Below are 25710 nucleotides of genomic sequence, written 5' to 3'. Positions count from 1 at the left end.
GGCGAGCGTAGTCCAGAACCGGGCAATCATAGCGGGAATGCAATCTGCATGTCGCCAGGAATTATCCTTAGGTCAGTGTCGGGTTTATACTGCGTTGTTCCCGTTCATGAACCATCGCCCCAGTGACAGAACTGCTTAACGCGGTCGCGCGCAACCTGATCCTTCCTCCCGCCAGCCTGCTCCTCCTGATCGCGATCGGCCTGCTGCTGCGCCACCGCTGGCGCCGTGCCGGCGGCATCGTCGCCGGCGCGGCGCTGGCGTTGCTGGTCTTCTTGTCGAGCGGCGCCGGCGCGGGCTTCCTGGTCCGGCCGCTGGAAGCGATGGCGACCCCGCTGCGCGAGCCGGAAAAGGCCGGGGCGCAGGCGATCGTGGTGCTGGCGGCCGGCCGCCTGCGGGCGGCGCCGGAATACGGCGACCGCGACATCCCCGACCATATCGCGCTGGCGCGCCTGCGCTACGCGGCGCACCTGCACCGGCGCACCGGGCTGCCGATCCTGGTCAGCGGCGGCGCGCCAGGTCCAGGCGCCATGAGCCTCGCCGATGCGATGGCCGCCGCGTTGCGCGAGGACTTCGGGGTTCCGGTACGCTGGGTCGAGGGACGCTCGCGCAATACGGCCGAGAATGCGATGTTCAGCGCCGCGCTGCTGCGTCCCGAGAAGGTCGGACGCGTGCTGCTGGTGACCGATGCGATGCACATGGAGCGCGCCCGCACCGTATTCCAGCGCGGCGGGCTGCAGGTGACGGATGCGCCGACCATGTTCTTCGGCGAGCAGGCGCGCGGCGCGGGCGCCTGGGCGCCGAGTGCCGAAGGCATGCGGCGCGCGTGGTATGCCTCGTATGAGCTGATCGGGATTGCCTGGTACCGGCTGAAGTCGAGCTAGGCCGCTTCGGCATGCTCCACCAGCAACTGCACCTTGGTCACCCCATTGTATTCATTCGCATCGAGCCTGAACGCCACCCGCGCGCGCTCGGGCAGGCTGTCGGGATGCCCGAACCAGATCGCATCGTAACGGCGGCCGTTTTTCTCCAGCAGCAGTTTCAAATGGCGCTCCTTCAGGACGCGCTGGCTGATCACGCGGAACTCGTCGCAGAACACCGGCGGCGCGAAGCCCTGGCCCCAGACCTGGCCATCCATCAGTTCGATGAACTGGGTCGAGTAGAACTCATCTTCCAGCGGCCCGTCGGTCTCGACGATGCGCTCGAGCTGGGCCTCGGTCAGCCAGGCCTGGCCGACCGCCTCGAAGGCCTGGCAAAAATGCTCGAAGGCGTCGTGGCGGATCGACAGGCCGGCCGCCATTGAATGGCCGCCGAACTTGTCGATCAGGCCCGGCACGCGCTTGGACACCAGGTCGAGCGCATCGCGCAAGTGAAAGCCCGGGATCGAGCGGCCCGAGCCCTTGATCCAGCCGTCGCCGGCCGGGGCGAAGGTGATCGTCGGCCGATAGAATTTTTCCTTCAGGCGCGAGGCCACGATGCCGATCACGCCCTGGTGCCAGCCTTCGTCGAACACGGCGATGGTGCTGGCGCTGGTGGGCTCGAAGGTATCCAGGTGCAGCAGGGCGGTGTCCTGCATCTCGGCCTCGATCTCGCGCCGCTTGAGGTTGATCTCGTTGAGCTGCTGGGCGATGGCCCAGGCGCGGCCCTCGTCGTCGGTGGTCAGGCACTCGATGCCGAGCGCCATGTCTTCCAGCCGGCCGGCGGCGTTCAGGCGCGGGCCGACGGCAAAGCCCAGGTCGAACGGCGAGGCGCAGCGCGCTTCGCGGCCGGCCACGCGGAACAGGGCGGCCACGCCCGGATGCATGCGGCCGGCGCGCATGCGCTTGAGGCCTTGCGCGACCAGGATGCGGTTGTTGGCATCGAGCTTGACCACGTCGGCCACGGTGCCCAGCGCAACCAGGTCGAGCAGGCTGTCGAGTTTGGGCTGGGTCTGGGCGTCGAACACGCCGCGCCGGCGCAGCTCGGCGCGCAGGGCCAGCAGCACGTAGAACACCACGCCGACGCCGGCCAGGTTCTTGCTGGGGAAGCCGCATTCGGGCTGGTTCGGATTGACGATCACGCGCGCCGGGGGCAGCGTGTCGCCCGGCAGGTGGTGGTCGGTGACCACGACTTCGATGCCGAGCCGGTTGGCCTCGAGCACGCCCTCGATGCTGGCGATGCCGTTGTCGACCGTGACGATGATGTCGGGATTCTTTTCGCGCGCGGTGATCTCGACGATGCCGGGCGTGAGGCCATAGCCGTGCACGACGCGGTTGGGCACGAAGTAGTCGACCTCGGCGCCCATCGCGCGCAGGCCGCGCAGGGCGACCGCGCAGGCGGTGGCGCCGTCGCAATCGTAGTCGGCGACGATGGTCATGCGCTTGCCGGCCTGGATGGCGTCGGCCAGGAACACGGCGGCGGCGTCGATGTGCTTCAGGCCCGAGGGTGGGGACAGCGCCGCCAGCTCGCTCGAGAGTTCGCGCACGTGCTCCAGGCCGCGCGCGGCATAGATGCGCGCCAGCACTGGGTGGACGCCATCCTGGCGCAGCAGTTCCGAGATGCGGAACGGGCAGGGGCGGGTGGAGATACGGGTCGAGGTCGTCAAAATGCGGTCAACGATGTTGTCAAATGAGTGAATCCAATGTCGGGCGGCGCCAGAATTTGCGCTGCGCCATCGCGGTCGTCGTGTGCTCGGCCAGGCCTTCGCGGCTGCTCAGGACCAGGCGCAGTTCGCGCACGCGGCCATCCTTGAGGGAAGCCAGCAGCGGCGCGAACAGTGTGTCTTCGAGGTGCTGCATGCCCTGCAGCCAGCCGTTCCAGTCGGCGGCCAGCGCCGCCTCGCCCAGGTTGCCGGCGACCAGCAGGCCATCCTGCGCCAGGATGCCGTCCAGGCGTTCGAGCGACGTCAGGCGCTGCTGGCCGAGGGCGGCCAGCCAACCGGGGACGGCATAGGTGGCCATCGTTGTCGAAGGCGGCTGCGCCTGCATGCTTGCACCCCACACCCAGAACGCGTTCACCACCGGCAGCCGGCGCGCCTCGCGCGCGGCGTTGACGGGGTGCGCGTGCCAGGCCATCTGCACCTCGTTCTGCAGGCGCCGGTAGGCTTGCGCCCCGACGCCCTTCGGCATGAAGTCGGTCAGGTCCATATTGGCGACCGTGTCCGGGCTGGCGGTCTCGAAACCGGTCCAGTCGTCGGCGCGCAGGAACCAGGTGTGGGCGTCGCCGTAGCGCAGTTCGTGGCCGATCTCTTCGCACAGGCCCCGGGCGGCCTCGAACAGCGCGCGGCCGTCCGCGTCGTCCAGGCTCACCTGGCGCGTGTCGGCCATCATCAGGTGGCTGCGCGCGATTTGGATGTGGGCCGGCGTGACGAGGTGCCAGCGGCCGGCGCCGGGTTCGAGCCCGAACCCGCGCATGGCGGCCACGGCGAACGGGGTATGGCCATCGTTGGCAAGGCCGAGCTCGCGCGCCAGCCAGGTTTCATGCGGCAGGGCGTGGGCAACGTCGGCCTTGGGGGCGCGCCGGTCGCTCGACGTGCGCGACAGTAGCGCGGCCAGCGCCGGCGCCTGCAGGGCGCGGACCAGGTCGGGAGCGAATTCGGGGAGCGGGAGGGCGAACGGCAGGACAAGCGTAATATGAGCCATCCCGCTATTTTAGGCCAAAATCGGCCGGCCGGCGGGTTTGATCTTGGCTTGCCGGCCGGCGTTTGCACATGGTTTTTTGCTAATCCGCGCCACAAAAGTGGTTTGTCTGGCAAACTGCCGGGTTGGCGCAGCCAAAAGAACAAGAACCGACAGGATTGTATGAGCATCACCCATAAACTTCCGTATGAATGGCAGATCGGCCTGCGTTATACCCGCGCCGGCAAGCGCAGCGGCCGCAACAGTTTTATTTCGTTCATCTCGATGGCGTCGGTGGCCGGCATCGCCCTCGGCGTGGCCGCCCTGATCGTGGTGCTGTCGGTGATGAACGGCTTCCAGAAGGAAGTCACCAACCGCATGCTCTCGATGCTGGCGCACGTCGAGATCTTCGATGCGCGCGGCGCGCTGCCGGACTGGCGCGCGACAAGCGCTGATGCGCTGCGCCATCCCGAGGTGCGCGCCGCCGCGCCTTTCCTCGATGCGCAATCGATGCTGCTGGTCGATGGCGTCATGAAGCCGGCCCTGTTGCGCGGGGTCGAGCCGGCCGAGGAAGCCAAGGTATCCGACGTCGCCAAACAGATGAAGGAAGGCAGCTTCGATTCGCTGCGTCCCGGATCCTTCAACGTCGTGCTGGGCCGTGCGCTGGCCAAGTCGCTCGGCGTCGGCGTCGGCGACCGCGTGTCGCTGCTGGTGGCCAGCAGCGGCATCCTGGGTGGCGCCGCTTCGCCCGGCGAAAATCCCTTGCCGCGCTCGCGGGCGCTGACGGTGTCGGGCATTTTCGAGGCCGGCCACTTCGAATTCGATTCCACGCTGGCGCTGGTGAACATTGTCGACGCCGAGGCCGCGACCGGGGCCACGGCGCCGCTCGGCCTGCGCCTGCGCCTGGCCGACCTGCAGCAGGCGCCGCGCGTGGCCTACGAGCTGCAGCAGTCGATGGGGGGCGACCTGATCATGCGCGACTGGACCAAGGTAAACACCGTGTGGTTCGCCGCCGTGCAGTCGCAGAAAAACATGATGTTCATTATCCTGACCATGATCGTGGCGGTGGCCGCCTTCAACCTGGTCTCGACCCTGGTCATGACGGTCAAGGACAAGCAGGCCGACATCGCCATCCTGCGCACCCTGGGCGCCTCGCCGCGCGGCATCATGAAGATCTTCATCGTGCAGGGCACGCTGGTGGGCATGCTGGGCGGCCTGCTCGGCGTCGGCCTGGGTGTGCTGGTGGCGCTGAACGTCGATGTCATCGTGCCGGCCATCGAGCGCGTGCTCGGCGTGCACTTCCTGTCGCAAGAGGTCTACCTGATCAGCGAGATGCCGTCCGAGCTGCTGTGGCGCGACGTCGGCTGGATCGGCGGCGTGGCCGTGCTGCTGTCCTTCCTGGCCACGATCTACCCGAGCTGGGCGGCGTCGCGCGTCAAGCCGGCCGAGGCGCTCAGGTATGAATAACACCGTAGCAGTCATCACCAATCCGATCATGGGAACACATGAGCATCATCCACAAACTGCCGTATGAGTGGCAGGTCGGCCTGCGCTACACGCGGGCCGGCAAGCGCAGCGGGCGCAGCAGCTTCATCTCTTTCATTTCGCTGATCTCGGTGGCCGGCATCGCCCTCGGCGTCGCGGCCCTGATCATCGTGCTGTCGGTGATGAACGGCTTTCAGAAACAGGTCACCGACCGCATGCTGTCGGTGCTGGCCCATATCGAGGTATTCGACGCTTCCGGCAGTCTGCCCGACTGGCGCGCGTCCGCGCAGGAGGCGCTGCGCAATCCAAACGTGCTGGGCGCGGCGCCATTCGTCGAGACCCAGGGCCTCCTGGTGCGCGACGGCGTGATGCGTCCGTCGATCGTGCGCGGCGTGCTGCCGGGCGAGGAAGACAAGGTCTCGACCGTGGCGCGCCAGGTGCGCGCCGGCAGCTTCGACGCCCTGAAGCCCGGCAGTTTCAACATCGTGCTGGGCTACGCGCTGGCGCGCGCGCTCGGCGTCGGCCTGGGCGACAAGGTCACGATGGTGCTGGCCCAGGGCCAGGTGACGCCGGCCGGCATGGTGCCGCGCACCCGCAGCTTCACCGTCGCCGGCATCTTCGAGGCCGGCCACTTCGATTTCGACGCGGCGCTGTCCTTCATCCACGTGGAAGACGCCCAGCGCCTGGAGCGGCTGCCGGCGCCGTCCGGCCTGCGCCTGCGCATCGCCAATATGCGCGAGGCGCCTGAAGTGGCCGAGCAGCTGAAGGGCCAGATGACCGGTGACCTGACGGTGCGCGACTGGCCCAAGCTCAACGCCAACTGGTACGCTGCCGTACAGACCGAAAAAAAGATGATGTTCATTATCCTCACCCTGATCATCGCGGTGGCCGCCTTCAACCTGGTCTCGAGCCTGGTGATGACGGTGACCGAGAAGCAGGCCGATATCGCGATCCTGCGCACGCTGGGGTCGTCGCCGCAATCGATCATGAAGATCTTCATGGTGCAGGGTGGGGTGATCGGCGTGCTGGGGACGCTGGCCGGCGTCGGCATGGGGGTGGCGGTGAGCCTGAACATCGATGTCATCGTTCCGTTCATCGAACGTTTGCTGGGAGTGGAGTTCTTGTCCAAAGATATATATTTGATCAGTACCGTGCCATCCGACCTGCATGGACCGGACGTCGCCGTCATCGGCGTCATCTCGGTGCTGCTGGCGTTTGCCGCCACCGTGTATCCGAGCTGGGCCGCCTCGCGCGTGAAACCGGCGGAGGCGCTGCGTTATGAGTGATGCATTCAACGGCGCCCCGGTGCTGGCCTGCCGCAGCCTCGGCAAAACCTTCAAGCAGGGCGACGCCAATGTGCGTGTGATCGACGGCATCGATTTCGCCGTCCACCGCGGCGAGCGCGTCGCCATCGTCGGCGCCTCCGGTTCCGGCAAATCCACCTTGCTGCACCTGCTGGGCGGCCTGGATACGCCGAGCAGCGGCTCGGTGACCCTGCACGGCGAGGATTTCGCCAACCTGTCCGAGGCGCGCCGCGGCGAGCTGCGCAACACGGCGCTGGGCTTCGTCTATCAGTTCCACCACCTGCTGCCCGAGTTCACGGCGCTCGACAACGTCATGATGCCGCTCCTGATCCGGCGCGAGCAGCGCCCGGTCGCGATGGAGCGCGCGCAGGCGATCCTGGAACGCGTGGGCCTGGGCAAGCGCGTGGCGCACCGTCCGGGCGAACTGTCGGGCGGCGAGCGCCAGCGGGTGGCGCTGGCGCGCGCGCTGGTGACCCAGCCCGCATGCGTGCTGGCCGACGAACCGACCGGCAACCTCGATCACACCACGGCGCAGATCATCTTCGACCTGATGCTCGAACTGTCGCGCACCCTCGGCACCGCCTTCGTGATCGTCACCCACGACATGGAACTGGCGCGCCGCTGCGACCGCGTGCTGCGCATGACGGAACACGGCCTGCAGCCGGCGCAAGGCTGAACCATGTGGATCGATACCCACGTCCATCTGGATGCGCGCGAGTACGGCGGTGACGGCGCTGGCGTGGCGCGCAAGGCGCAGGAAAGCGGCGTGTCGATGATCGTGATCGTGGCGGTCGAGCGGGGTAATTTCGACGCCGTGGCCAGCCTGGCGCACGGCAGCCCGAATGCCTGCTATGCGCTCGGGATACACCCGATCTGCGTGCCGCAGGCGCGGGACGACGACCTGGCCTATATGCGCACGCGGGTCGAGCAGGCGATGAGCGACCCGCGCTTCGTGGGCATCGGCGAGATCGGGCTGGATTTCTTCATTCCCGAACTGAAGGAACCCGCCATGCGCGACAAGCAGGAGCGGTTCTTCCGCGAACAGTTGCGCATCGCGCGCGACTTCGGCCTGCCGGTCCTGACCCATGTGCGGCGCTCGCAAGACCAGGTGCTCAAGCACCTGCGCCAGATTCGCCCGCCAGGGGGCATCGCCCATGCATTCAACGGCAGTTTCCAGCAGGCGCAGAATTTCATTGAGCTGGGATTTCACCTGGGATTCGGCGGCAACATGACCTTCACGCGCGCGCTGCAGATCCGGCGCCTGGCGGCCGAGCTGCCACTGGAATCGATCGTGCTGGAGACCGACTCGCCCGACATCGCACCGAGCTGGATTCATCCGGGACGCAACAGTCCCGATCAACTCCCGGGCATCGGCGCCACCCTGGCCGAATTGCGCGGGATCGGGGTGGACGAGGTGCGCGAAGCCGCCTACCGCGCCTCGCTGGCGGCCATTCCCCGCCTGGCCGCGCTGTGTCCTTGACACGAAAGCCACGAGTATCGGTTTTCGACGTAGTTCACTCGTCAATTGTGAGCGCGAGCAAACCGTAATTGATACCGCCGTGCCAAGATTCTGTTTCGACGAGTTACGCTGACTTCAGCGATCACCGGACAGGAGACAGATTTGGACAGCGCGAGCGAATTCCTGCGCATGCTGCAGCACGAGAAATCGCTGACGACGGCGCACCGGCCGATCCGCCTGCGCCTGGGCCACGCCGACCACCTCGCCGATGAAGTCCTGCTGCCGCAGCGGGTGAGCGGCAGCGAATCCGTCTGCGGCAGCCTCGAATACGTCGTCACCTGCGTCGCCTCGACCCCGCGCCTGCCGCTCAAGGAACTGATCGCGCTGCCGGCCGAAATCCAGTTCGTCACCGACCGCGGCCAGTTGCGCGGCGCCTGCGGCATCGTGGCCGAAGCCCGCGCCGGCGACTACGACGGCGGCCTGGGCGTTTACCAGCTGGTGATCCGCGACGCGCTGGCGATCATGGAAAAGCGCGTCAACAGTCGCGTGTTCCGCTACCAGAACGAACTCGAGATCGTGCAGGTGCTGTTCGACGAATGGCGTCAATCGAACGGCGTGCTGGCCAGCGCCTTCGAATACGAACTCGATCCGCTGTTCGACATGCGTCAGTTTCCGCCGCGCGAACAGACGATGCAATACAACGAGTCCGACGCCGCCTTCGTGCGCCGCCTGCTGCGCCGGCGCGGCGTGGCCTGGACCTTCCGCCCCGGCCATGCGCGCACCCGGAACCTCGAGGTCGAGCGCGACACGTCGCCGGTGCACACGCTGGTGCTGTTCGCCGACTCCAACTCGCTGCCGCGCAACGGCGCCGGCACCGTGCGCTACCACCGCGGCGGCGCCAGCGAAGAACGCGACACCATCGTCTCCTGGAGCGCCGCGCGCCGCCTGCAGGCGGGCAGCACCACGCGCCACAGCTGGGACTACCGCAACCCGCTCGGCACCCAGTTCATGACCGCCACCGCGCGCAGCATGGCCGACCAGGGCCGCAGCGGCAACCAGCTTGCCGCCAGCCTCGACGACTACCAGGTCGAGATGCCGCATGCCGGCAACGACGTCGAAGACCACTGGCGCCTCGGCCAGGTGCGCATGAACCGGCACGAATTCGAGACCAAGTGCTTCCACGGCGAGGGCAGCGTGCGCGACCTGCGCGCCGGCGAATGGTTCACCCTGAGCGGCCATCCCGAGATCGACACCCACCCGGCGGCCGAGCGCGACTTCACCATCACCGCGCTGCACGTCGAGGCCGAGAACAACCTGCCGGCCGACGTCGCGGCGCGCGTGCGGCGCCTGATGGGCGCCTGGATGGACGACGCCGCCTTTCCAGACACGCCGCCATCGCTCGATGCGGTGCGGGTGCGGGTCAGCTTCGACGCGGTCCGGCGCGGCATCCCGCTGGTGCCCAGCTTCGACCCGCGGGTCGACCTGCCGCATCCGCAGCTGCAAAGCGCGATCGTCACCGGCCCGCCCGGCGAAGAGGTCCATTGCGATGCGCTGGGCCGGGTCAAGATCCGCTTTCCCGGCATGCGCACCAGCGACCATCGCCATGCGCACGGCGCCGGCGCGTCCGACACGCCTGCCGATTCGGCCTGGGTGCGGGTGGCTTCCAACTGGGCCGGCGCCGGGCCGGGCAGCCAGCAGCAGGCCGGCACGCTCGGCCTGCCGCGCGTGGGCACCGAGGTGCTGGTGGCCTTCATGGGCGGTGACCCGGATCGGCCGGTGATCCTGTCGCAGCTGTACAACCAGCGTGCGCAGCCGCCGGCGCTCAGCAGGGCAGGGGAGTTGCCGGGCAACCGGTATCTGTCGGGGATGCGCAGCCGCGAGATCGGTGGTGCGCGCGGCGGCCAGCTGCTGTTCGACGACACGCCGGGCCAGATCGCGGTGCAGCTGGCCAGCGAACATGCGGCTTCCGAGCTCAATCTCGGCTGGCTGTCCGAGCCGCGCGCGAACGGCCAGGCCGGCGCGCGCGGCGAAGGCGCGGAACTGCGCAGCGACAAGGCGGTCGCGCTGCGCGGCGGCGAAGGCATCCTGCTCAGCGCGGGCGGCAAGCAGACTGATGCCGGCGCCCAGCTGGAGCGCGCCAGCCTGGTCGGGATCGCGGAGGCGATGCACGGCGTGCTGGACACGCTCGGGCGGCTGGCGGGCGACCATGGCGAGAGTGAAGAAGCCAAGCCGCGCCTGGATGCGCTGGCCGAACGGTTGCGCCATTGGCATGACGGCTCGAATGTCGCGCCGGGTTCGGGAACGGGGGGCGAGCCGCTGGTGGCTGTGCATGCCCCGGCCGGCGTGGTGCTGGCCAGCGACGACAGCATCGCTCTCGGCGCCCAGACCAAGGTCGACATCGTCTCGACCGGCGACGCCGAAATGGCGACCGGCCGCAGCCTCTTCTTGCGCGCCTCGCGCGCGCTCAGCATGTTCGCCTATGAGCTGGGCATGAAGCTGATCGCCGCCCGTGGCGACATCGTGGTGGAGACCCACCGCGGCGACATCGAGATCAAGTCCTCTAACCGTATCCGCCTGATCGCCGCCACCGGCATCGAGCTCGAAGCGCCGTCGGTGAAAGTGGTATCGCAGGGCACCCAGACCGACTGGGACGGCGGCACCATCACACACCAGAGCAGCGGCAAGCACGTGGTCAGGGCGGCCTCGGTCGAGCATCTGTCTCCGGGCGGCGGCACGCCCGCCGGCCTGCGCCTGCCGGCGACCGAACTGGAGACGGACGAGCGGGTAGTCTTGATCGACCGCCAGACCAATCTGCCGGCCCGCGGCAAGCGCTACGTCGCGCGCCACGAAGACGGCACGCGCATCCAGGGCGTCACCGACGACGAGGGACGCACCAGCATCCTGAGCAGCTACGCGATGGGCGACATCGAAATCCGCGTGTTACCCGACGACGAACCAGACGATCCCGGTGCGGGCCGGGCATGAAGGAGCCGACCCGTCCAATTCCCCAGCCAACTATCGATCGCGATGGAAGCCTGGTAGCGCATACGGTCGCGACGCCGACGGCCTTCAAGGTGAGGGCCCGGGTCACTATCGGGTCGCGCAAGGTGATTCCGGTGATTCTCGTGCCTGGAATCATGGGGTCCAATCTGCGGGCCAGGGCCGACATGAAACCCAGGGCGGATGACATCCTGAGGCCGGGTGAATCGGCCTGGCGCCCGCCAAGCGGCAATATCGACGGCTATCTCGAATCGTTGAAATGGTCTGTGCGCAGTCCTTCCGAACGGCAGCGGATCCTGGACGCCAGCACTCTCGAAGTAGACCCAGGCGGCGAGTTGGCATTCGCACCGAATGTGTTCGATCCGGGGGTATTGCGTGAGAGAGGCTGGGGAGAAGTGCACGCAGGATCTTACGGTGCGCTTCTCGTCGATTTGCAGCGCCATCTGGACAAGACATTCCAGCTGTCGCCTCGTGGTACGCGCGAGATACGTCACTTCTGGCTCAGGGTCATGCAGACCGAGGCGTCGTCGTGGGGCGTACGCAAAATAGAGAAAGTGACGGAGGCCGAGCTGGAGAAATATGCCGCCTACCAATATCCGGTGTATGCGTTCGGCTACAACTGGCTCAATTCGTGCGAAGACTCGGCGCGCCGGCTGCGCACTCGCATCGACGCGATCAAGGCATTCTGGACCGAGCGCAAGCACCAGTGCGAAAAAGTGATCCTGATAACCCATTCGATGGGCGGCCTGGTCGCGCGGGCCTGCGCGCGGCTGAGTCCACCCGGGGATGGGAGCGCGCCGGATATTGCCGGGGTCATCCATGCCACGATGCCGGCACTAGGCGCACCAGTCGCCTACCGGCGCATTGCATGCGGCACCGAAGGCGGGCGCTTCACGAACGGCTTTGGCGATAATCGTAAGGCTGCCGCCATCGCTGACATCATCGGCGAAAGCAGTGCAGAAACGACGCCGGTCATGGCCGTTTCGCCGGGCGCCCTGCAACTGTTGCCGAACCATCTGTATCCCCGGCCCTGGATTGTCATCAAGTCGATGCGATCGGTGAACCGCCGCGATGAGGTGCGCGACCTGCTATCGCTACCGGATGGTAATCCCTACGATTTCTATCGTGATATGAAATCCTGGTATCGCATGATCGATCCGGAACTTGCCGATCCGGCCAAGCGTTACGGTAAGGTTGGCATCGCTGTTGTCGACCTCATATCCGAGGCAATTGGCGCCGCTGAAAAGTTACATACGAAACTGCTGATGACGGGGGCTGATGGCAATTCGCCGCCGAAACCCTACTACCACCCGCATACTTACGCATTCTACGGTGCGGACAAGGAATTGAAGGCCTTTGGACAAGTCCGATGGGTGGCGCGAGAGCCGTCGATCAATCCCACCGCGCTGTCCCCGTCGCTGATTCGCGCCGCAACACTTGTATCGGCTGCACACAACGGCGACCGCGAGGTACGTGTGGGGCGGGATCTGCAGCTGCGCTTCTTCGTCTGGCCAGAAGACGCCCCTGGTGACGAGACCGTGCCGGTCCAATCCGGTGCTGGACCTTCGTCGCATGTAAGGCAGACGTTCGCGCCGATCGGATTTCGGCATCAGCAAAGCCTCGAGCCCGAGGCGATGCGCCTCCTGATACGGCATCTTATCGTCAAGATCGTTCAGGAAATCAAATGAAGCGGCTCGGCGGCAGGCGAGTGCGATGGGTGTGTGGGCTGACAGCGTTCGTGCTGGCGCTCATGTCGCTGATCGCCAGTTCGGTGCAGGCGGACTACGACAAGCAGAAGGTAGCGAAAATGACCGAGAAAATGAAGACGCGCTGCGTGGGGCGCTTCCTGATCGACTTGCCGGCAGATGCACAGGTCACCATGCGGTATGGCGCGATAGGCGGCTTTGATATCTCCACTTCCAATGCCGAATCCGCGGAGGAGTTCGCGGAGCGCTTGCGCCTGGAAGAACGCGAGATAGCGGGCGCCGTCAACGACGATGGTCAACCCAGCCTGGAGGCCAGCAAGGAGCTCACGGTTGGCTCAGGGCACGGAAAAACCTTCGTGCATAATCGGCGGCGCACGAAAATACTGGGAGATCACGGCTACTTTTACAGCGAAAACCTCCAGTTTCTCAGCATGCTCCGATTTCCCGGGGTGAGCGTCACCGGAGAGATCGAGTGGGTCGCACCCAGATACATCGACGGTTTGACCAGGATACTGAGCCGCATCCGGCCACTTGCTGACGAGGAAATACCGAGCGAGAGTGGCCTTTGTCTTGGACATATCATTCTCCAGGACCCTTATGAACACGACAATGTCGAGACGGTCGTGATGTTCGCCGGAATCCCCGGTCATCCGGACGTCAACATCGCCCTGTCTTCGATGTCGGGAACCAGCCCGGCGCCTGGCCTGCTGGCACGCCACGAAAGAGCGGTATCCCGTTTTCCGATGTTCATGCGGCTCGCGTTTTCCCATCTACGTGAGCACGAGCGCACGATCAATGGACTGCTGGGCGAAGAGTTGGTGTTGCGCGCGCGCGAGCCGAATTTCACGACCGGCTATTCATTTCAATGGGAGATGGCCGGCAACCAGGACGATGTCCACGCGCCGCGCCTGAAGCTCGAACTGGAGTCGGGCGTCAACCCGGTTTCTGGCGGCAAGCCGGTACAGTCGACGCTGACCGAAGAGGCCATGTTCGAATTATGGGAAAGCATCGTCACCAGTATCCGGCCCAGACCGGCTGCCCCGGCGGCCAATACAAAGCCTGACCGTCCCGCGGTAGCGCTGGGAACGAGCGCCCTGGCAGGGGAGACCTGCCCCCAGACCGGATGGTGGCACTGTGGCGACGGAGGGAATGGCATTTCCGTTCTGGGCGGGCAGCGTCAGTTCCTGAAGCAGGGCCAGACCATGCCGCAGGCCCTGTTGCTCCCTGAGCAAACCATGTGGCAGCGCTTGCGGGGCGTGCAGCCCAGCTACGAGAGTGCGAACGCGACTTTATGGGCACTGGTGGACAAGCGCAACAGCGAGCGCAAGACGCAGCCGCCCGGGCTGGAGCAGGCATTGGGCGTTTCCGAGCATGGCAATATGCCCGCAGGGGCGGCGCCTTTCAATCATGTCGACATGGCAATCGGGAGTGTGGCGAAGACTGGATGGAAGTGCCCGGCGAGCGGCTGGTGGCGCTGTGAAGACAGCCAGGCGCTGGACGGCACCCGCTGGTTCGCGGCTGGCGCCCTGCTGCCAGCTGCGACATTCCAGGCGCTGCCGCGCCGGAATGGCGTCGCCCACACCGAGTTGATCCGTCGACGCAGCGCCTGGCAACTCGTACGCGCGGCGGATTCTGCCTCGGCCAGCTAGATCGTTGCGGCCACCAGGTTTTCCCGTCCTGTCGACAGCGACGAGGATCGAGACACTCAGCCATGCGCTTGGCCATCCTCGCGTTTGCAGCCGGCGCCGCCTGGATGCAGCTGCAGGCGGCGCTGCCCTCGGCGCCGAACCTGCTCGTGTGCGCACTTGCCGCGGTGCTGGCGTGCCGATGGCGAGACCGCGCGCCGACGGTCATCTGCGCGGGCGCACTTCTTGGGTTTGCCTGGGCAGGTTTGACCGCCCACCTGGCCCTGCACAATGCCTTGCCACATAGGGACGAAGGCCGCGACATCACCGTCATCGGCGCCATCGCCAGCCTCCCGCACCGCTTCGACGGCGGCGTGCGCTTCCATTTCGACGTCGCCCACACCGAGACGCGCGGCGCCACCGTCCCGCCCAGGATCGTGCTGTCCTGGTACGGCGCCGCCGCCGCCGATCCCGCCTTCATCCACCCCGGCGAACGCTGGCGCCTGGTGGTGCGCCTGCAGCGCCCCCACGGCAACGCCAACCCCCATGGCTTCGACTACGAAGCCTGGCTGCTGGAACAGGGCGTGCGCGCCACCGGCTACGTCCGCCCCGCAGGCAGCCGCAACGAACGGCTCGACGACTGGTCCCCGGGCGCCGGCTACGCGATCGAACGCGCGCGCGGCTACCTGCGCACGCGCATCCTCTCCATCCTCGAAGGCGAGCCTTACGCGGGCGTGATCGTGGCCCTGGTCATCGGCGACCAGCGCGGCATCGACCAGGACGACTGGGACGTCTTCAACCGCACCGGCATCAGCCATCTGGTGTCGATTTCCGGCCTGCACATCACGATGGTGGCGGGCCTCGCGGCCTGGATCGTCGCCAGCCTGTGGCGCCGCTCGTTCTGGACCGACGCCCAGCTGCCGCTGCGCCTGCCGGCCCAGAAGGCCGCCGCCCTGGCGGGAGCGGCGGTGGCGCTGATCTACGTGCTGCTGGCCGGCTTCGGCGTGCCGGCCCAGCGCACCTTCTACATGCTGGCGGTGGTCGCGGCCGCGCTCTGGTGCGGCCGCATCGCATCGAGTTCGCACGTCCTGTGCCTGGCGCTGGGCATCGTCGTGCTGCTCGATCCCTGGGCCATGCTGTGGCCCGGTTTCTGGCTGTCCTTCGGCGCCGTCGCCGCCATCCTGTACGCCTGCAGCGGGCGGCTCGGCGAGCGCACGCGCGGCTGGCGCGCGGGGCTGCTGGTGGCCGCGCGCACGCAGTGGGCCGTGACCATCGGCCTGGCGCCGCTCACGCTGCTGTTGTTCGGCCAGATTTCGCTGGTCAGTCCAGTGGCGAACGCGGTGGCGATCCCCGTCATCAGCCTGTTCGTGACGCCGCTGGCGCTGGTCGGCAGCATCCTGCCGTCGCCGCTGGCCGACCTGGTCCTGGGCGTGGCCCACCTGGCGATCGAATGGCTGGCCTGGCCCCTGCAGCGGCTGGCGGCGCCCGAGCTGGCGGTATGGACCGCGCCGGCGCCGTCGCCCTGGATCCTCGCGCTGGCGCTGCTCGGCGCCGCATGGATGCTGGCGCCGCGCGGCTGGCCGCTGCGCTGGGCCGGTCTCGCGGCCTGGACCCCGCTGCTGACGCAGCTGCCGACGGCGCCGCCAGCCGGCGCGTTCAGCGTCACCGCCTTCGACGTCGGCCAGGGCATGGCGCTGCTGGTCGAAACCCGGCGCCACCGCCTGCTGTACGACACCGGCCCGCAGTACGCGCCCGGCGCCAGCGGCGCCACCCGCGTCATCCTGCCCTACCTGCGCGGACGCGGCATCGGGCGCCTGGACACCCTGGTGGTGTCGCACAGCGACCTCGATCACGTCGGCGGCGCCGACGCCGTGCTGGAAACGCTGGAGGTAGGGGAGGTCAAATCGTCGCTGCCGCCGGCGCATCCCTTGCTGCGCATGGCGGCGCGCCGGCAGCGCTGCCTGGCCGGCCAGGGCTGGGAGTGGGACGGCGTGCGCTTCGAGATGCTCGCGCCCGACGCCGCCAGCTACGCCAACCCGCGCCTGAAAGCCAACGCGCGCAGCTGCGTGTTACGGGTGAGCGCCGATGGCAAGGCGATCCTGCTGGCCGGCGACATCGAGGCGGCGCAAGAGGCGGCGCTGCTGCGCATGGGCGCGCAGCGGTTGCGGGCCGACGTGCTGCTGGCGCCGCACCACGGCAGCGGCACCTCGTCGACCGCCGCCTTCCTGCAGGCGGTGGGGCCGTCGCTGGGCATCTTCCAGGTTGGCCATCGCAATCGCTACAGGCATCCCAAAAAAGCGGTCTATGAGCGCTACGCCGAGCACGGGATACGGCGCCTGCGCACCGACGAGCGCGGCGCAGTCACGCTGCGCTTCGGCCACGAACTGCGGGTCGAGACCCATCGCGAGACCCACGCGCGCTATTGGCACGGGCGGTGACGCCCCGCCAGTTTCAGGCCTGCGGCAGCGTGATCGTCACCCGCAGCCCGCCATGCTCGCGGTTGCGCGCCACGATCTCGCCGCCATGGGCCTGCACCACGCGCTGGGCGATCGCCAGGCCCAGGCCGTGGCCGTCGACGCCGGTGCGCGAGGCGCCGGCGCGGAAGAAGGGCTGGAACACCGCCGCCAGGTCCGCCGGCGGGATGCCCGGTCCCCGATCGAGCACGTCGATGCGCGCCAGGCCGCCGCCGGCGCTCAGCGCGACGGTCACGATGCCGCCGTCGGCGCCGTGCTTTGCGGCGTTGCGCACCACGTTCTCCAGGGCGCTCCACAGCAGGTCCGGGTCGCCGGTCACGCCGACGCTGCCCTCGGCCTCGATCAGGATGCGGGTGGCGCTGGACTGGCCCTCGCGCCCCTCGTGCTGCGCGGCCTCGAAACGGGCGTCGGCCACGATGCCGTCAGCCAGTTCGGTCAGGTCGACCGGCTCGCGCCGCAGCGCGTCGGGAAGGGCTTCCAGGCGCGACAGCGTCAACAGCTCGCCGACCAGCTTGTCCATGCGGTTGCTCTCGCGCTCGATGCGTTCGAGCGTGGTCGCGAACTTGTCCGGCTGCTGGTGCGCCAGCCCGACCGCGGCCTGCATGCGCGCCAGCGGCGAGCGCAGCTCGTGCGAGACGTCGTGCAGCAGGCGGCGCTGGCCATCCATCAGGGCGCGCAGGCGTCCGCTCATGCGGTCGAAGTCGCGTCCCAGGTCGGAGAGTTCGTCGCCGCCCTTGGTGGCGGGGCCGAAGCGCGGCGCCAGGTCGCCGGCGGCGGCGGCCTCGAAGGCGCTGCGCAGGGCGCGGATCGGACGCGAAAAATACCAGGCCAGCAGGGCCGCGAACAGCAGGCTGGCCACGACCGCGGCGCCGATCACGACGGTCTGGCCGAGGCGCCGGCGCGCGCCGGGGTCGAGCGCCGGCACCAGCGGGTCTGGCGGGCCGCCGCGCGCTCCGTCCGGCCGTCCCGGCTGGCGCGGGACGAAGGCGAGGTACTGCGCGCCGCTTGGCCCGACCAGATGCCGCGCGCCGCGCCAGGCGCCGCGCGGTTCACCGTTGCCGAGCTGGCGCTCGGCTTCCTTCAGCAGCTCGGCCGGCACCGCGCGCCCGAGCAGGTCGCGGCGCGCCGCATCGAGCACGTACAACTGCGGGCGCCGCAGGTCGGCCAGCAGGCCGCGCAGCGCGGCTTCGCCGCCGTGGCGCAGGGTGGCGGACGCCGCGTCGAGGGCGACCGCGGCCGGCGGGCCGGAATCGAGGCTCGAGCTGGCCTTCTGGCGCGCCTGGTCGCGCAGCCAGAAGGCGCCCCCGATGGCGATCGTGGCCGTCAGCTGCGCCAGCAGGATACAAAGGAAGAACTTCCAGAACAGCCGCCCCATGCTACTCCTTGATCAATTGGTAGCCCTGGCGGTAGATGGTCTGCAGGCAGGAGCGGCCGTCGGCCAGCGGTCCCAGCTTGTGGCGCAGGCTGCTCAGGTGGACGTCGATATTGCGGTCGAAGCGCGCCAGCGGCCGCCCCAGGCCCTGCTCGGACAGCTCGTTCTTGCTCACCGGCTTTCCGGCGTTCCGCGCCAGCACTTCCAGCAGGTTGAATTCGGTGCTGGTCAGGTCCAGCGGCTGGCCATCCCAGGTGGCGCGCCGCCCCTCGGGATGCATGGTCAGCTTGCCGACCGTGAGCGTCGCGCCCGGGCTGCTCTCGGGCTGGGCGTGGGTGCGGCGCAGGATGGCGCGCACCCGCGCCGTCAGTTCGCGCGGCGTGCAGGGCTTGGCCACGTAATCGTCGGCGCCGAGTTCGAGGCCGAGGATGCGGTCGGCGTCGTCGCCGCGCGCGGTCAGCATCAAGACCGGGATGCGGCTGGCGGCGCGGATCTGGCGCAGGGCGTCGATGCCGCTGGCGCCGGGCATCATGACGTCGAGGATGGCGATGGCGTGGCGGCCGCTGAGCGCTTCGCGCGCGCCATCGTCGCCGTTGTGGACGCAGGTGACCCTGAAACCTTCCTGTTCGAGGTATTCGGCGAACATGCCGACGAGTTCGACGTCGTCGTCGATAAGCAATACATGGTTCATGGCGACAGGATAGCGCAGTCGCGCGCCGCGGTCTTTTCCGCAAGGCGCGGCTTTACCCGGATTTACCTCTCTTAGGCGCGTTTTACACTTGCCCGCCACACAATGGCTGCTCCAAGACACCGGAGGATCCGTGATGACCCTGCACACCAGATTGACCACGCTGCGCGCCGCCGCGCTGCTTTCCACCTGCCTGCTGGCCGCCCCCGCCGTCCTGGCGCAAGCGATGCCGCCCGCTGAAGACCACGACGCCGGCCCGGGCGTCGTGCAAGCGGACGGCCGCGCCGACGGCCCGTTCGAGCCAAGGGACCCGTTCCCGCCATTCGGACCAGGCCTGCACGCCGGTCCGCCCTTCCTGCGCGGTCTCGACCTGAGCGAGGCGCAGCAGGACCGCGTGTTCGCCATCCTGCACGCCCAGGCGCCAAAGCGGCGCGAGCTGGAGAAGGCCGAGCGCAAGGCCGGCCAGGCGCTGGGCGAACTGGCGCGCGCGCCGCAGCTCGACGAGGCGCGCGCCTCCGCCAGCGCCCAGGCCCTGGGCCAGGCGATCGCCGACCAGGAATTGCTGCGCCTGCGGACCGACGCCCAGATCAAGGCGGTGCTCACGCCCGAGCAGCGCGCACGGCTCGACCGGCCGCGCGGCGAAGGCGGCAAGGGCAGGGCCGACAAGAAGGGCGCGCGCGCCAAGCAGCGCGAGGCCGCCAAATGAGCGTCCCGGCCACCATCCTTGGGTCGGACCAGCATCACGACCAGCACGACGATCACCACCTCGGACTCGGCGCCGACCTGGCGCGCCTGCTGGCGCGGCCGGCCACGCGCCGCCAGTCGCTGCGCTGGCTGGGTCTCGGCGTGAGCACGGCGGCCATGCCGCTGGCCGGCTGCGGCGGCGGCAGCGTCGACGATGGCTACGGCATCTCGACCTCGACCACCACGACCGCAGCGGCACGAGCGGCGGCACGGGGGGAGGCAATGCAGCCTGTTCCGTCATCCCCGAGGAGACCGGCGGCCCCTATCCGGGCGACGGCACCAACCGCAACGCCAACGGCGTGGCCAACGCCTTGATCCTGTCCGGCATCGTGCGCAGCGATATTCGCGCCAGCGTGGGCGGCGCCAGCGGCGTGGCCCAGGGCGTGCCGCTGGTGATCCGGCTGAAGATCGAGAACGTGACCCAGGGCTGCGCCGCGGCCGGCGGCGCGGCCGTCTATCTGTGGCATTGCACGCGCGAAGGCGGCTACTCGATGTACTCGAGCGGCATCGTGGACGAGAACTACCTGCGCGGCGTGCAGGAAGCCGACAGCGAAGGCTGGGTCACGTTCACGACCATCTTCCCGGGCTGCTATGACGGCCGCATGCCGCACGTGCACTTCGAGGTCTATCCAAGCCTGGCCAAGGCCAACAGCGCGGCCAACCGGATCAAGACCTCGCAGTTCGCCTTCCCGCAGGCGACGCTCATTGATGCCTACGCCAGCAGCGGCTACGCCAGCAGCGTGCGCAACCTGGCCCGCATCAGCTATGCCACCGACAACGTCTTCAGCGACGGCACGGCGCTGCAGATGGCGAGCGTAACAGGCAATGCGGTCCAGGGCTATACCGCCGAGCTGGTAGTAGGCGTTTCCTTCTAAAGGCGGAGCGCCGGGCGGCGCTGGACATTACAATGGGGCGCTCCCGCATTCGATCGCGCCCCATGTCCAGACCCCTGCTTCATTTCGCCCATGGCAACAGCTACCCGGCCGGCACCTACAACCGCCTGCTGGCGCAACTGCGCGAGCACTACGACGTGCGCACCCTGGACATGCACGGCCACGATCCGCGCCATCCGGTCGCCGACGGCTGGGGCGCGCTGGTCGACGAACTGGTCGAACACCTGGAGGGCTATGGCCGGCCGGCGATCCTGGTCGGTCATTCGCTGGGCGGCATGCTGTGCATGCTGGCGGCCAAGCGCCGCCCGGACCTGGCGCGCTGCGTGGTGATGCTCGATTCGCCGGTGGTGGCGGGTTGGCGCGCGCTGGGCTGGCGCCTGGCCAAGCTGGCCGGCTGGGGCGAACGCCTGTCGCCGGCGCGCTTCGCCCGCAAGCGCCGCGAGCTGTGGCCCAGCCGCGAAGCCGCGTATGCGCACTTCAGCGCCAAGCCGATCTTCCAGGCCTGGGCACCGGGCGCATTGGACGACTACCTGGAACACGGCCTGGCGCCGCATCCGGAGGGCGTCACCCTGCGCTTCCGGCGCGACGTCGAATCGGCCATCTACCAGACGCTCCCGCACCACATGGATGCGGTGCTGCGCGCACCGTTCCCGGTGCCGGTCGGCTTCATCGCCGGCACCCGCTCGGAAGAAATGCGCCAGGCCGGCATGGGCGCGACGCGCAAGCTGGTGGGAGAGAACCTGGTGATGATCGAAGGCGGCCACCTGTATCCGCTGGAGAAGCCGCAGGAGACGGCGCGCCTGGCGCACGCCATGATCGAGCGGCTGCTGGCCTAGCCGCTATCTCAGTTGCTGTTGAGCGGCCTGACGGAGGTGTCGAGCGCATTGCGCGCGTCCTGCGCGCCGACGGTCTTGACGGTGCGGTCGCCGCCATCGGCGTTGCGCTTGCGGATGCGCGAGCCGGTCATCGGTTCGTCGAGCGGCGCATTGGCGGCGGTTTGCTGCGCGGCCGCGGCCGGGGGCGACGCGGGCGCCTGCTCGGTGGCGGGCGGGGAAGCGCATCCGGCGAGGGCGGCCAGGAGCAGTACCAACGGGACTTTCGAGACGACCATATGACTCTCCATGTAGTGTATTGACTTATGGTATTCAACATCGCGTCGGTGGGCAATCAAATATTCCTGGCGCATGCGCGCCGACCCGCACCGGCGCCGGCATTTCGCGTAAAATCGCGGGATTTTCTTCCTGCTGGAATACCAATAATGACTATCAAGAGCGACAAATGGATCCGCCGCATGGCGGAGAGCACCGGCATGATCGAGCCGTTCGAGCCGAAGCAGGTCCGGGAGCAGGACGGCCGCCGCATCATCTCCTTCGGCACCTCCTCGTACGGCTACGACATCCGCTGCGCCGACGAATTCAAGGTGTTCACCAACATCAACAGCACCATCGTCGACCCGAAGAACTTCGATTCGAACTCCTTCGTCGACGTCAAGAGCGACGTCTGCATCATCCCGCCGAACTCGTTCGCGCTCGCGCGCACCATCGAATACTTCCGCATCCCGCGCAACGTGCTGACCGTCTGCCTGGGCAAGTCGACCTATGCGCGCTGCGGCATCATCGTCAACGTGACGCCGTTCGAGCCGGAATGGGAAGGCTACGTGACCCTGGAGTTCTCGAACACGACCCCGCTGCCGGCTAAGATCTACGCAGGCGAAGGCTGCGCCCAGGTGCTGTTCTTCGAAAGCGACGAAGTCTGCGAGACCTCGTACAAGGACCGTGGCGGCAAGTACCAGGGCCAGCACGGCGTGACCCTGCCGAAGACCTGATCGGTCATCAGCCTTCCTGGCGCGCCGCGCGCGCCGGCAGGAAGCGCAGCACCTTCTCCTGAGCGAAGATCCGGTGCATCGTGGCCGGAAGCCTGGTCGGTCGCGTTCATGCGCTGCGATGACACGCGAAAAAAAAGGCGCTGTCATCGTTATCTGTTGATGACCCCGAACGCAATGCGCAGCAATTGCTCGACAGAAGTGACTCGCCCGCCATCGAGCGCCCACCGCCAACCCAGGTAGTTGGGTAAGCGGCGTGACGCCACCCCATGGAAGCGCGCCAGCCATTCCTTGAAGCGCTGGTGGTAGGCGTTCACATTTTGCACATGGATGGCGCCCTCGATGCCGTTGCGGACCCGTTCGCCGGCGCTGAGATTGACAGCCTGGTGTGCGATGCCATGGGCACGGGCGAAGGCGGGATAGGCGGCGTTGGCGTCGGTGACCAGCAGCGCTTGCCGATCGAGTGTCGGCAGCAGGTGTTTCACCAGCTGGGCCACTTTCAGGGCGCCGCGGCCGGTGACGGCGTCGATGGTCTGGCCGCTGCGGTCGCGCGCCACCAGGATGCAGTCGAGATGATGCGAAATGCCGCGCAGGGCGGCCCTGCCGCCACGCTTGCGCGGCTGGCGATCGAGCTTGCGCGCACCCTTCTGCGATTCGAGCAAAAACATTTCATCGCCCTCGACGATACCCAAAAGGCGCTCAGGCCGGTCGTCCTTGACACGGTCGAGGAAGCGGTGGCGCCAGCGAAACGCCGTGTTGGGATGCACGCCGACACGCTTGGCCGCGGAGCGAACTGTGCGGGAATCGAGCACCGTTTCCAGATAATCGAGCCACTTGTCCTTGTGCCTGAGCCGCGCCAGCGGCGTGCCGGTCAGGTCGTTGAAGGTGCGGCCGCAGGCGCAGCAGCGATAGCGTTGCAAATCGTTGGCCTGGCCGTGCCGGTGGCAACGCTCGCAGGCGCAATCCGGACAACGCCGCCCCTTTGACCGGATGTCCTCGATGAGGGCAATCACCCGGTCGAACCCGGCTGCCGGATGCAGTGCAGCCAGCACCTGTTGGCGCTGATGCTGATTCAGCAGCATCAGCTGGGCGAACAGCTTCGCAAACTTCGGCGCTTTCATGGCCCGCTCCCGATCGATGACGACCGGGATTAGACCGCGGGTCAGCTCAGCAGTTCAATGCTCATCCATATCTAACGGGTACAGCGCCAAAAAAAAGGCCCGGAATCGTTCCGGGCCTCTCTCGGCGGGCGGAGGGCCCGCCCCCGCTTACGCGTCCTGCATCACGCAATCGACGAAGTAGCCGCGCTTGCCGTCGACTTCGCGCTTGACCAGGCCGTGGACGTCGGTCTCGAAGCCCGGGAAGCGTTCATTGAAGTCGCGCGCGAAGCGCAGGTAGTCGACGATGGTCTTGTTGAAGCGCTCGCCCGGGATCAGGAGCGGAATGCCCGGCGGGTAAGGCGTCAAGAGGATCGCCGTGATGCGGCCTTCCAGCTCGTCGATCGCGACGCGCTCGATTTTCCGGTGCGCCATGTTGGCGAAGGCGTCCGACGGCTTCATGGCAGGCACCATGTCCGACAGGTACATCTCGGTCGTCAGGCGCGCCACGTCGCGCGACTTGTAGAAGGTGTGGATCTCGGTGCACAGGTCGCGCAGGCCGCGGGTCTCGTAGCGTGGGTTGGCCGAGGCGAACTGCGGCATCACGCGCCACATCGGCTGGTTGCGGTCGTAGTCGTCCTTGAACTGCTGCAGCGCCGTCACCAGCGTGTTCCAGCGGCCCTTGGTGATGCCGATGGTGAACATGATGAAGAACGAGTACAGGCCGCACTTCTCGATGATGACGCCGTGCTCGGCCAGGTACTTGGTGACGATCGAGGCCGGGATGCCGGTCTCGCCGAACTGGCCCGACAGGTCCAGGCCCGGGGTCACGATGGTGGCCTTGATCGGGTCGAGCATGTTGAAGCCCGGCGCCAGCTTGCCGAAGCCGTGCCAGTTCTCTTCGGCGCGGATCATCCAGTCGTCCTGGGTGCCGATGCCTTCTTCCGAGAACTTATCCGGACCCCAGACCTGGAACCACCAGTCGTCGCCAAAGTCCTCGTCGACCTTCCTCATCGCGCGGCGGAAGTCCAGCGCTTCCAGGATCGATTCCTCGACCAGGGCGGTGCCGCCCGGCGCTTCCATCATGGCCGCGGCGACGTCGCACGACGCGATGATCGAGTACTGCGGCGAGGTCGAGGTGTGCATCAGGTAGGCCTCGTTGAAGGCATCCTGGTCGAGCTTGACCGATTCGGATTCGCGCACCAGCACCTGCGACGCCTGCGACAGGCCGGCCAGCAGCTTGTGCGTCGACTGGGTCGAGAAGATCATCGACTCCTTGGCGCGCGGGCGGTCCTGGCCGATCGCGTGCATGTTCTTGTAGAAGTCGTGGAAGGTCGCGTGCGGCAGCCAGGCTTCGTCGAAGTGCAGGGTGTCGATCTTCCCGTCCAGCATTTCGCGCAGGGTCTCGACGTTGTACACCACGCCGTCGTAGGTCGACTGGGTGATGGTGAGGATCCGCGGCTTCTTGTTGACGGCGTCGCGCGCGAACGGATTCGCCTCGATCTTGCGGGCGATCGATTCGGGCGTGAACTCTTCGAGCGGGATCGGGCCGATGATGCCCAGGTGATTCCGGGTCGGCATCAGGAACACGGGGATCGCGCCGCACATGATGATCGAGTGCAGGATCGACTTGTGGCAGTTGCGGTCCACGACGACGATGTCGCCCGGCGCCACGGTCGAGTGCCACACCATCTTGTTCGAGGTCGAGGTGCCGTTGGTCACGAAGTAGCAGTGGTCGGCGCTGTAGATGCGCGCGGCGTTGCGTTCGGACTTGGCCACCGGGCCGGTGTGATCGAGCAGCTGGCCAAGTTCCTCGACCGCGTTGCAGACGTCGGCGCGCAGCATGTTCTCGCCGAAGAACTGGTGGAACATCTGGCCGATCGGCGACTTCAGGAAAGCCACGCCGCCCGAGTGCCCCGGGCAGTGCCATGAATAGGAGCCGTCGTAGGCGTAGTTGACCAGCGCGCGGAAGAACGGCGGCGCCAGGCTGTCGAGGTAGGCCTTGGCCTCGCGGATGATGTGGCGCGCCACGAATTCCGGGGTGTCCTCGAACATGTGGATGAAGCCGTGCAGCTCCTTCAGGATGTCGTTCGGGATGTGGCGGCTGGTGCGCGTCTCGCCGTAGATATAGATCGGGATGTTGGCGTTCTTGTGACGGATTTCCTTCACGAAGGCGCGCAGGCCGGTCAGCGCGAAATCGGTCTCTTCGAGCGAGCCGCCGCCGAATTCCTCGTCGTCGATCGACAGGACGAAGGCCGATGCGCGCGATTGCTGCTGGGCGAACTGGGACAGGTCGCCATAGCTGGTCACACCGACGACCTCCATGCCTTCCTGTTCCATCGCGGCCGCCAGGGCGCGAATGCCGAGACCGGAGGTGTTCTCCGAGCGGAAGTCCTCATCGATGATGACGATAGGGAAACGAAATTTCATGGACAGCTCCAAAACGAA

The 25710-nt window shown here is 67.5% G+C and carries 20 protein-coding genes; 13 read left to right on the top strand and 7 right to left on the bottom strand.

Going from position 1 to position 25710, the window contains the following annotated elements; genetic code table 11:
• Positions 1 to 122: 122 nt before the first annotated feature.
• Positions 123 to 881: a YdcF family protein gene (locus tag LO55_RS21610; RefSeq protein ID WP_005670255.1), complete on the top strand. Its 759-nt coding sequence runs from the start codon at positions 123 to 125 to the stop codon at positions 879 to 881.
• Here the strand turns inward: LO55_RS21610 and recJ are convergent.
• Together recJ and LO55_RS21600 are read right to left on the bottom strand one after the other, a co-directional pair.
• Positions 878 to 2581: a single-stranded-DNA-specific exonuclease RecJ gene (gene recJ / locus LO55_RS21605; protein ID WP_071363062.1), complete on the bottom strand. Its 1704-nt coding sequence runs from the start codon at positions 2579 to 2581 to the stop codon at positions 878 to 880. The two genes, LO55_RS21610 and recJ, sit on opposite strands and share 4 nt — an antisense overlap.
• Positions 2582 to 2600: 19 nt before the next feature.
• Entirely contained in the window at positions 2601 to 3617 is a 1017-nt protein-coding gene (locus LO55_RS21600; RefSeq protein ID WP_071363061.1) for a hypothetical protein, read from the bottom strand.
• A gap of 159 nt (positions 3618 to 3776) precedes the next feature.
• On the opposite strand from LO55_RS21600, the gene LO55_RS21595 reads away from it, so the two are divergent.
• From LO55_RS21595 to LO55_RS21560, 8 genes are all read left to right on the top strand, one after another.
• A complete protein-coding gene (locus LO55_RS21595) occupies positions 3777 to 5060 on the top strand; it encodes a lipoprotein-releasing ABC transporter permease subunit (RefSeq protein WP_071363060.1) in 1284 nt (427 codons plus the stop codon).
• A gap of 38 nt (positions 5061 to 5098) precedes the next feature.
• A complete protein-coding gene (locus tag LO55_RS21590) occupies positions 5099 to 6364 on the top strand; it encodes a lipoprotein-releasing ABC transporter permease subunit (protein ID WP_071363059.1) in 1266 nt (421 codons plus the stop codon).
• Positions 6357 to 7058 (top strand): lipoprotein-releasing ABC transporter ATP-binding protein LolD, encoded by a 702-nt coding sequence (lolD, locus tag LO55_RS21585; RefSeq protein WP_071363058.1) that lies wholly within the window; start codon positions 6357 to 6359, stop codon positions 7056 to 7058. Before LO55_RS21590 ends, lolD begins: the two co-directional genes overlap by 8 nt.
• 3 nt (positions 7059 to 7061) lie before the next feature.
• Complete coding sequence (locus tag LO55_RS21580; RefSeq protein WP_071363057.1) at positions 7062 to 7862, top strand: TatD family hydrolase; 801 nt, start codon at positions 7062 to 7064, stop codon at positions 7860 to 7862.
• A 141-nt stretch (positions 7863 to 8003) separates the two neighbouring features.
• A complete protein-coding gene (locus LO55_RS21575) occupies positions 8004 to 10826 on the top strand; it encodes a type VI secretion system Vgr family protein (RefSeq protein WP_083415498.1) in 2823 nt (940 codons plus the stop codon).
• Complete coding sequence (locus LO55_RS21570; protein ID WP_071363056.1) at positions 10823 to 12529, top strand: esterase/lipase family protein; 1707 nt, start codon at positions 10823 to 10825, stop codon at positions 12527 to 12529. Before LO55_RS21575 ends, LO55_RS21570 begins: the two co-directional genes overlap by 4 nt.
• On the top strand, positions 12526 to 14196 hold the full coding sequence (locus LO55_RS21565; protein WP_071363055.1) for a T6SS immunity protein Tli4 family protein: 1671 nt from the start codon (positions 12526 to 12528) through the stop codon (positions 14194 to 14196). The genes LO55_RS21570 and LO55_RS21565 overlap by 4 nt, the downstream gene beginning before the upstream one ends.
• A 62-nt stretch (positions 14197 to 14258) precedes the next feature.
• Entirely contained in the window at positions 14259 to 16610 is a 2352-nt protein-coding gene (locus LO55_RS21560; protein ID WP_071363054.1) for a DNA internalization-related competence protein ComEC/Rec2, read from the top strand.
• A gap of 13 nt (positions 16611 to 16623) precedes the next feature.
• Here LO55_RS21560 and LO55_RS21555 read toward each other — a convergent pair whose 3' ends face one another.
• Together LO55_RS21555 and LO55_RS21550 are read right to left on the bottom strand one after the other, a co-directional pair.
• A complete protein-coding gene (locus LO55_RS21555) occupies positions 16624 to 18021 on the bottom strand; it encodes a sensor histidine kinase (RefSeq protein WP_071363053.1) in 1398 nt (465 codons plus the stop codon).
• Between the two features lies 1 nt (position 18022).
• Positions 18023 to 18709: a response regulator transcription factor gene (locus tag LO55_RS21550; protein ID WP_005670278.1), complete on the bottom strand. Its 687-nt coding sequence runs from the start codon at positions 18707 to 18709 to the stop codon at positions 18023 to 18025.
• A gap of 133 nt (positions 18710 to 18842) precedes the next feature.
• Here LO55_RS21550 and LO55_RS21545 point away from each other — a divergent pair, with 133 nt between their 5' ends.
• The 3 genes from LO55_RS21545 to LO55_RS21535 all read left to right on the top strand — a co-directional run bounded on the left by LO55_RS21545 (position 18843) and on the right by LO55_RS21535 (position 21179).
• Entirely contained in the window at positions 18843 to 19412 is a 570-nt protein-coding gene (locus LO55_RS21545; protein ID WP_071363052.1) for a Spy/CpxP family protein refolding chaperone, read from the top strand.
• A 337-nt stretch (positions 19413 to 19749) separates the two neighbouring features.
• Positions 19750 to 20325: a peptidase associated/transthyretin-like domain-containing protein gene (locus LO55_RS27110; protein ID WP_229410207.1), complete on the top strand. Its 576-nt coding sequence runs from the start codon at positions 19750 to 19752 to the stop codon at positions 20323 to 20325.
• A 62-nt stretch (positions 20326 to 20387) separates the two neighbouring features.
• Positions 20388 to 21179 carry an alpha/beta fold hydrolase gene (locus LO55_RS21535; RefSeq protein WP_083415497.1) on the top strand — a complete coding sequence of 264 codons (792 nt, stop codon included), beginning with the start codon at positions 20388 to 20390 and terminating at the stop codon, positions 21177 to 21179.
• Between the two features lie 8 nt (positions 21180 to 21187).
• On the opposite strand, the gene LO55_RS21530 is transcribed toward LO55_RS21535, so the two are convergent.
• A complete protein-coding gene (locus tag LO55_RS21530) occupies positions 21188 to 21433 on the bottom strand; it encodes a hypothetical protein (protein ID WP_143054594.1) in 246 nt (81 codons plus the stop codon).
• 168 nt (positions 21434 to 21601) lie between these two features.
• Here LO55_RS21530 and dcd point away from each other — a divergent pair, with 168 nt between their 5' ends.
• Positions 21602 to 22168: a dCTP deaminase gene (gene dcd, locus LO55_RS21525; protein WP_005670287.1), complete on the top strand. Its 567-nt coding sequence runs from the start codon at positions 21602 to 21604 to the stop codon at positions 22166 to 22168.
• Positions 22169 to 22317: 149 nt separating this feature from the next.
• Here dcd and LO55_RS21520 read toward each other — a convergent pair whose 3' ends face one another.
• Together LO55_RS21520 and LO55_RS21515 are read right to left on the bottom strand one after the other, a co-directional pair.
• The gene (locus LO55_RS21520) at positions 22318 to 23286 is read right to left on the bottom strand and encodes an IS1595 family transposase (RefSeq protein ID WP_071363049.1); all 969 of its coding nucleotides are present in this window, start codon (positions 23284 to 23286) and stop codon (positions 22318 to 22320) included.
• A gap of 147 nt (positions 23287 to 23433) precedes the next feature.
• Positions 23434 to 25692, bottom strand: coding sequence for an arginine/lysine/ornithine decarboxylase (locus LO55_RS21515; protein WP_071363048.1), 2259 nt, complete (start codon positions 25690 to 25692; stop codon positions 23434 to 23436).
• Between the last annotated feature and the right edge of the window lie 18 nt (positions 25693 to 25710).

The organism is Massilia timonae (genome assembly GCF_001866515.1).
GTDB lineage: Bacteria > Pseudomonadota > Gammaproteobacteria > Burkholderiales > Burkholderiaceae_D > Telluria > Telluria timonae.
This window is presented reverse-complemented; position numbering and strand designations above follow the sequence as displayed.

Bases quoted from the DNA above. Each gene is read 5' to 3' on its own strand.
- LO55_RS21600 (WP_071363061.1), bottom strand. From the start codon at position 3,617: ATGGCTCATATTACGCTTGTCCTGCCGTTCGCCCTCCCGCTCCCCGAA.
- LO55_RS21595 (WP_071363060.1), top strand. From the start codon at position 3,777: ATGAGCATCACCCATAAACTTCCGTATGAATGGCAGATCGGCCTGCGT.
- LO55_RS21590 (WP_071363059.1), top strand. From the start codon at position 5,099: ATGAGCATCATCCACAAACTGCCGTATGAGTGGCAGGTCGGCCTGCGC.
- lolD (WP_071363058.1), top strand. From the start codon at position 6,357: ATGAGTGATGCATTCAACGGCGCCCCGGTGCTGGCCTGCCGCAGCCTC.
- LO55_RS21580 (WP_071363057.1), top strand. From the start codon at position 7,062: ATGTGGATCGATACCCACGTCCATCTGGATGCGCGCGAGTACGGCGGT.
- LO55_RS21570 (WP_071363056.1), top strand. From the start codon at position 10,823: ATGAAGGAGCCGACCCGTCCAATTCCCCAGCCAACTATCGATCGCGAT.
- LO55_RS21565 (WP_071363055.1), top strand. From the start codon at position 12,526: ATGAAGCGGCTCGGCGGCAGGCGAGTGCGATGGGTGTGTGGGCTGACA.
- LO55_RS21560 (WP_071363054.1), top strand. From the start codon at position 14,259: ATGCGCTTGGCCATCCTCGCGTTTGCAGCCGGCGCCGCCTGGATGCAG.
- LO55_RS21555 (WP_071363053.1), bottom strand. From the start codon at position 18,021: ATGGGGCGGCTGTTCTGGAAGTTCTTCCTTTGTATCCTGCTGGCGCAG.
- LO55_RS21550 (WP_005670278.1), bottom strand. From the start codon at position 18,709: ATGAACCATGTATTGCTTATCGACGACGACGTCGAACTCGTCGGCATG.
- LO55_RS21545 (WP_071363052.1), top strand. From the start codon at position 18,843: ATGACCCTGCACACCAGATTGACCACGCTGCGCGCCGCCGCGCTGCTT.
- LO55_RS21535 (WP_083415497.1), top strand. From the start codon at position 20,388: ATGTCCAGACCCCTGCTTCATTTCGCCCATGGCAACAGCTACCCGGCC.
- dcd (WP_005670287.1), top strand. From the start codon at position 21,602: ATGACTATCAAGAGCGACAAATGGATCCGCCGCATGGCGGAGAGCACC.
- LO55_RS21520 (WP_071363049.1), bottom strand. From the start codon at position 23,286: ATGAAAGCGCCGAAGTTTGCGAAGCTGTTCGCCCAGCTGATGCTGCTG.
- LO55_RS21515 (WP_071363048.1), bottom strand. From the start codon at position 25,692: ATGAAATTTCGTTTCCCTATCGTCATCATCGATGAGGACTTCCGCTCG.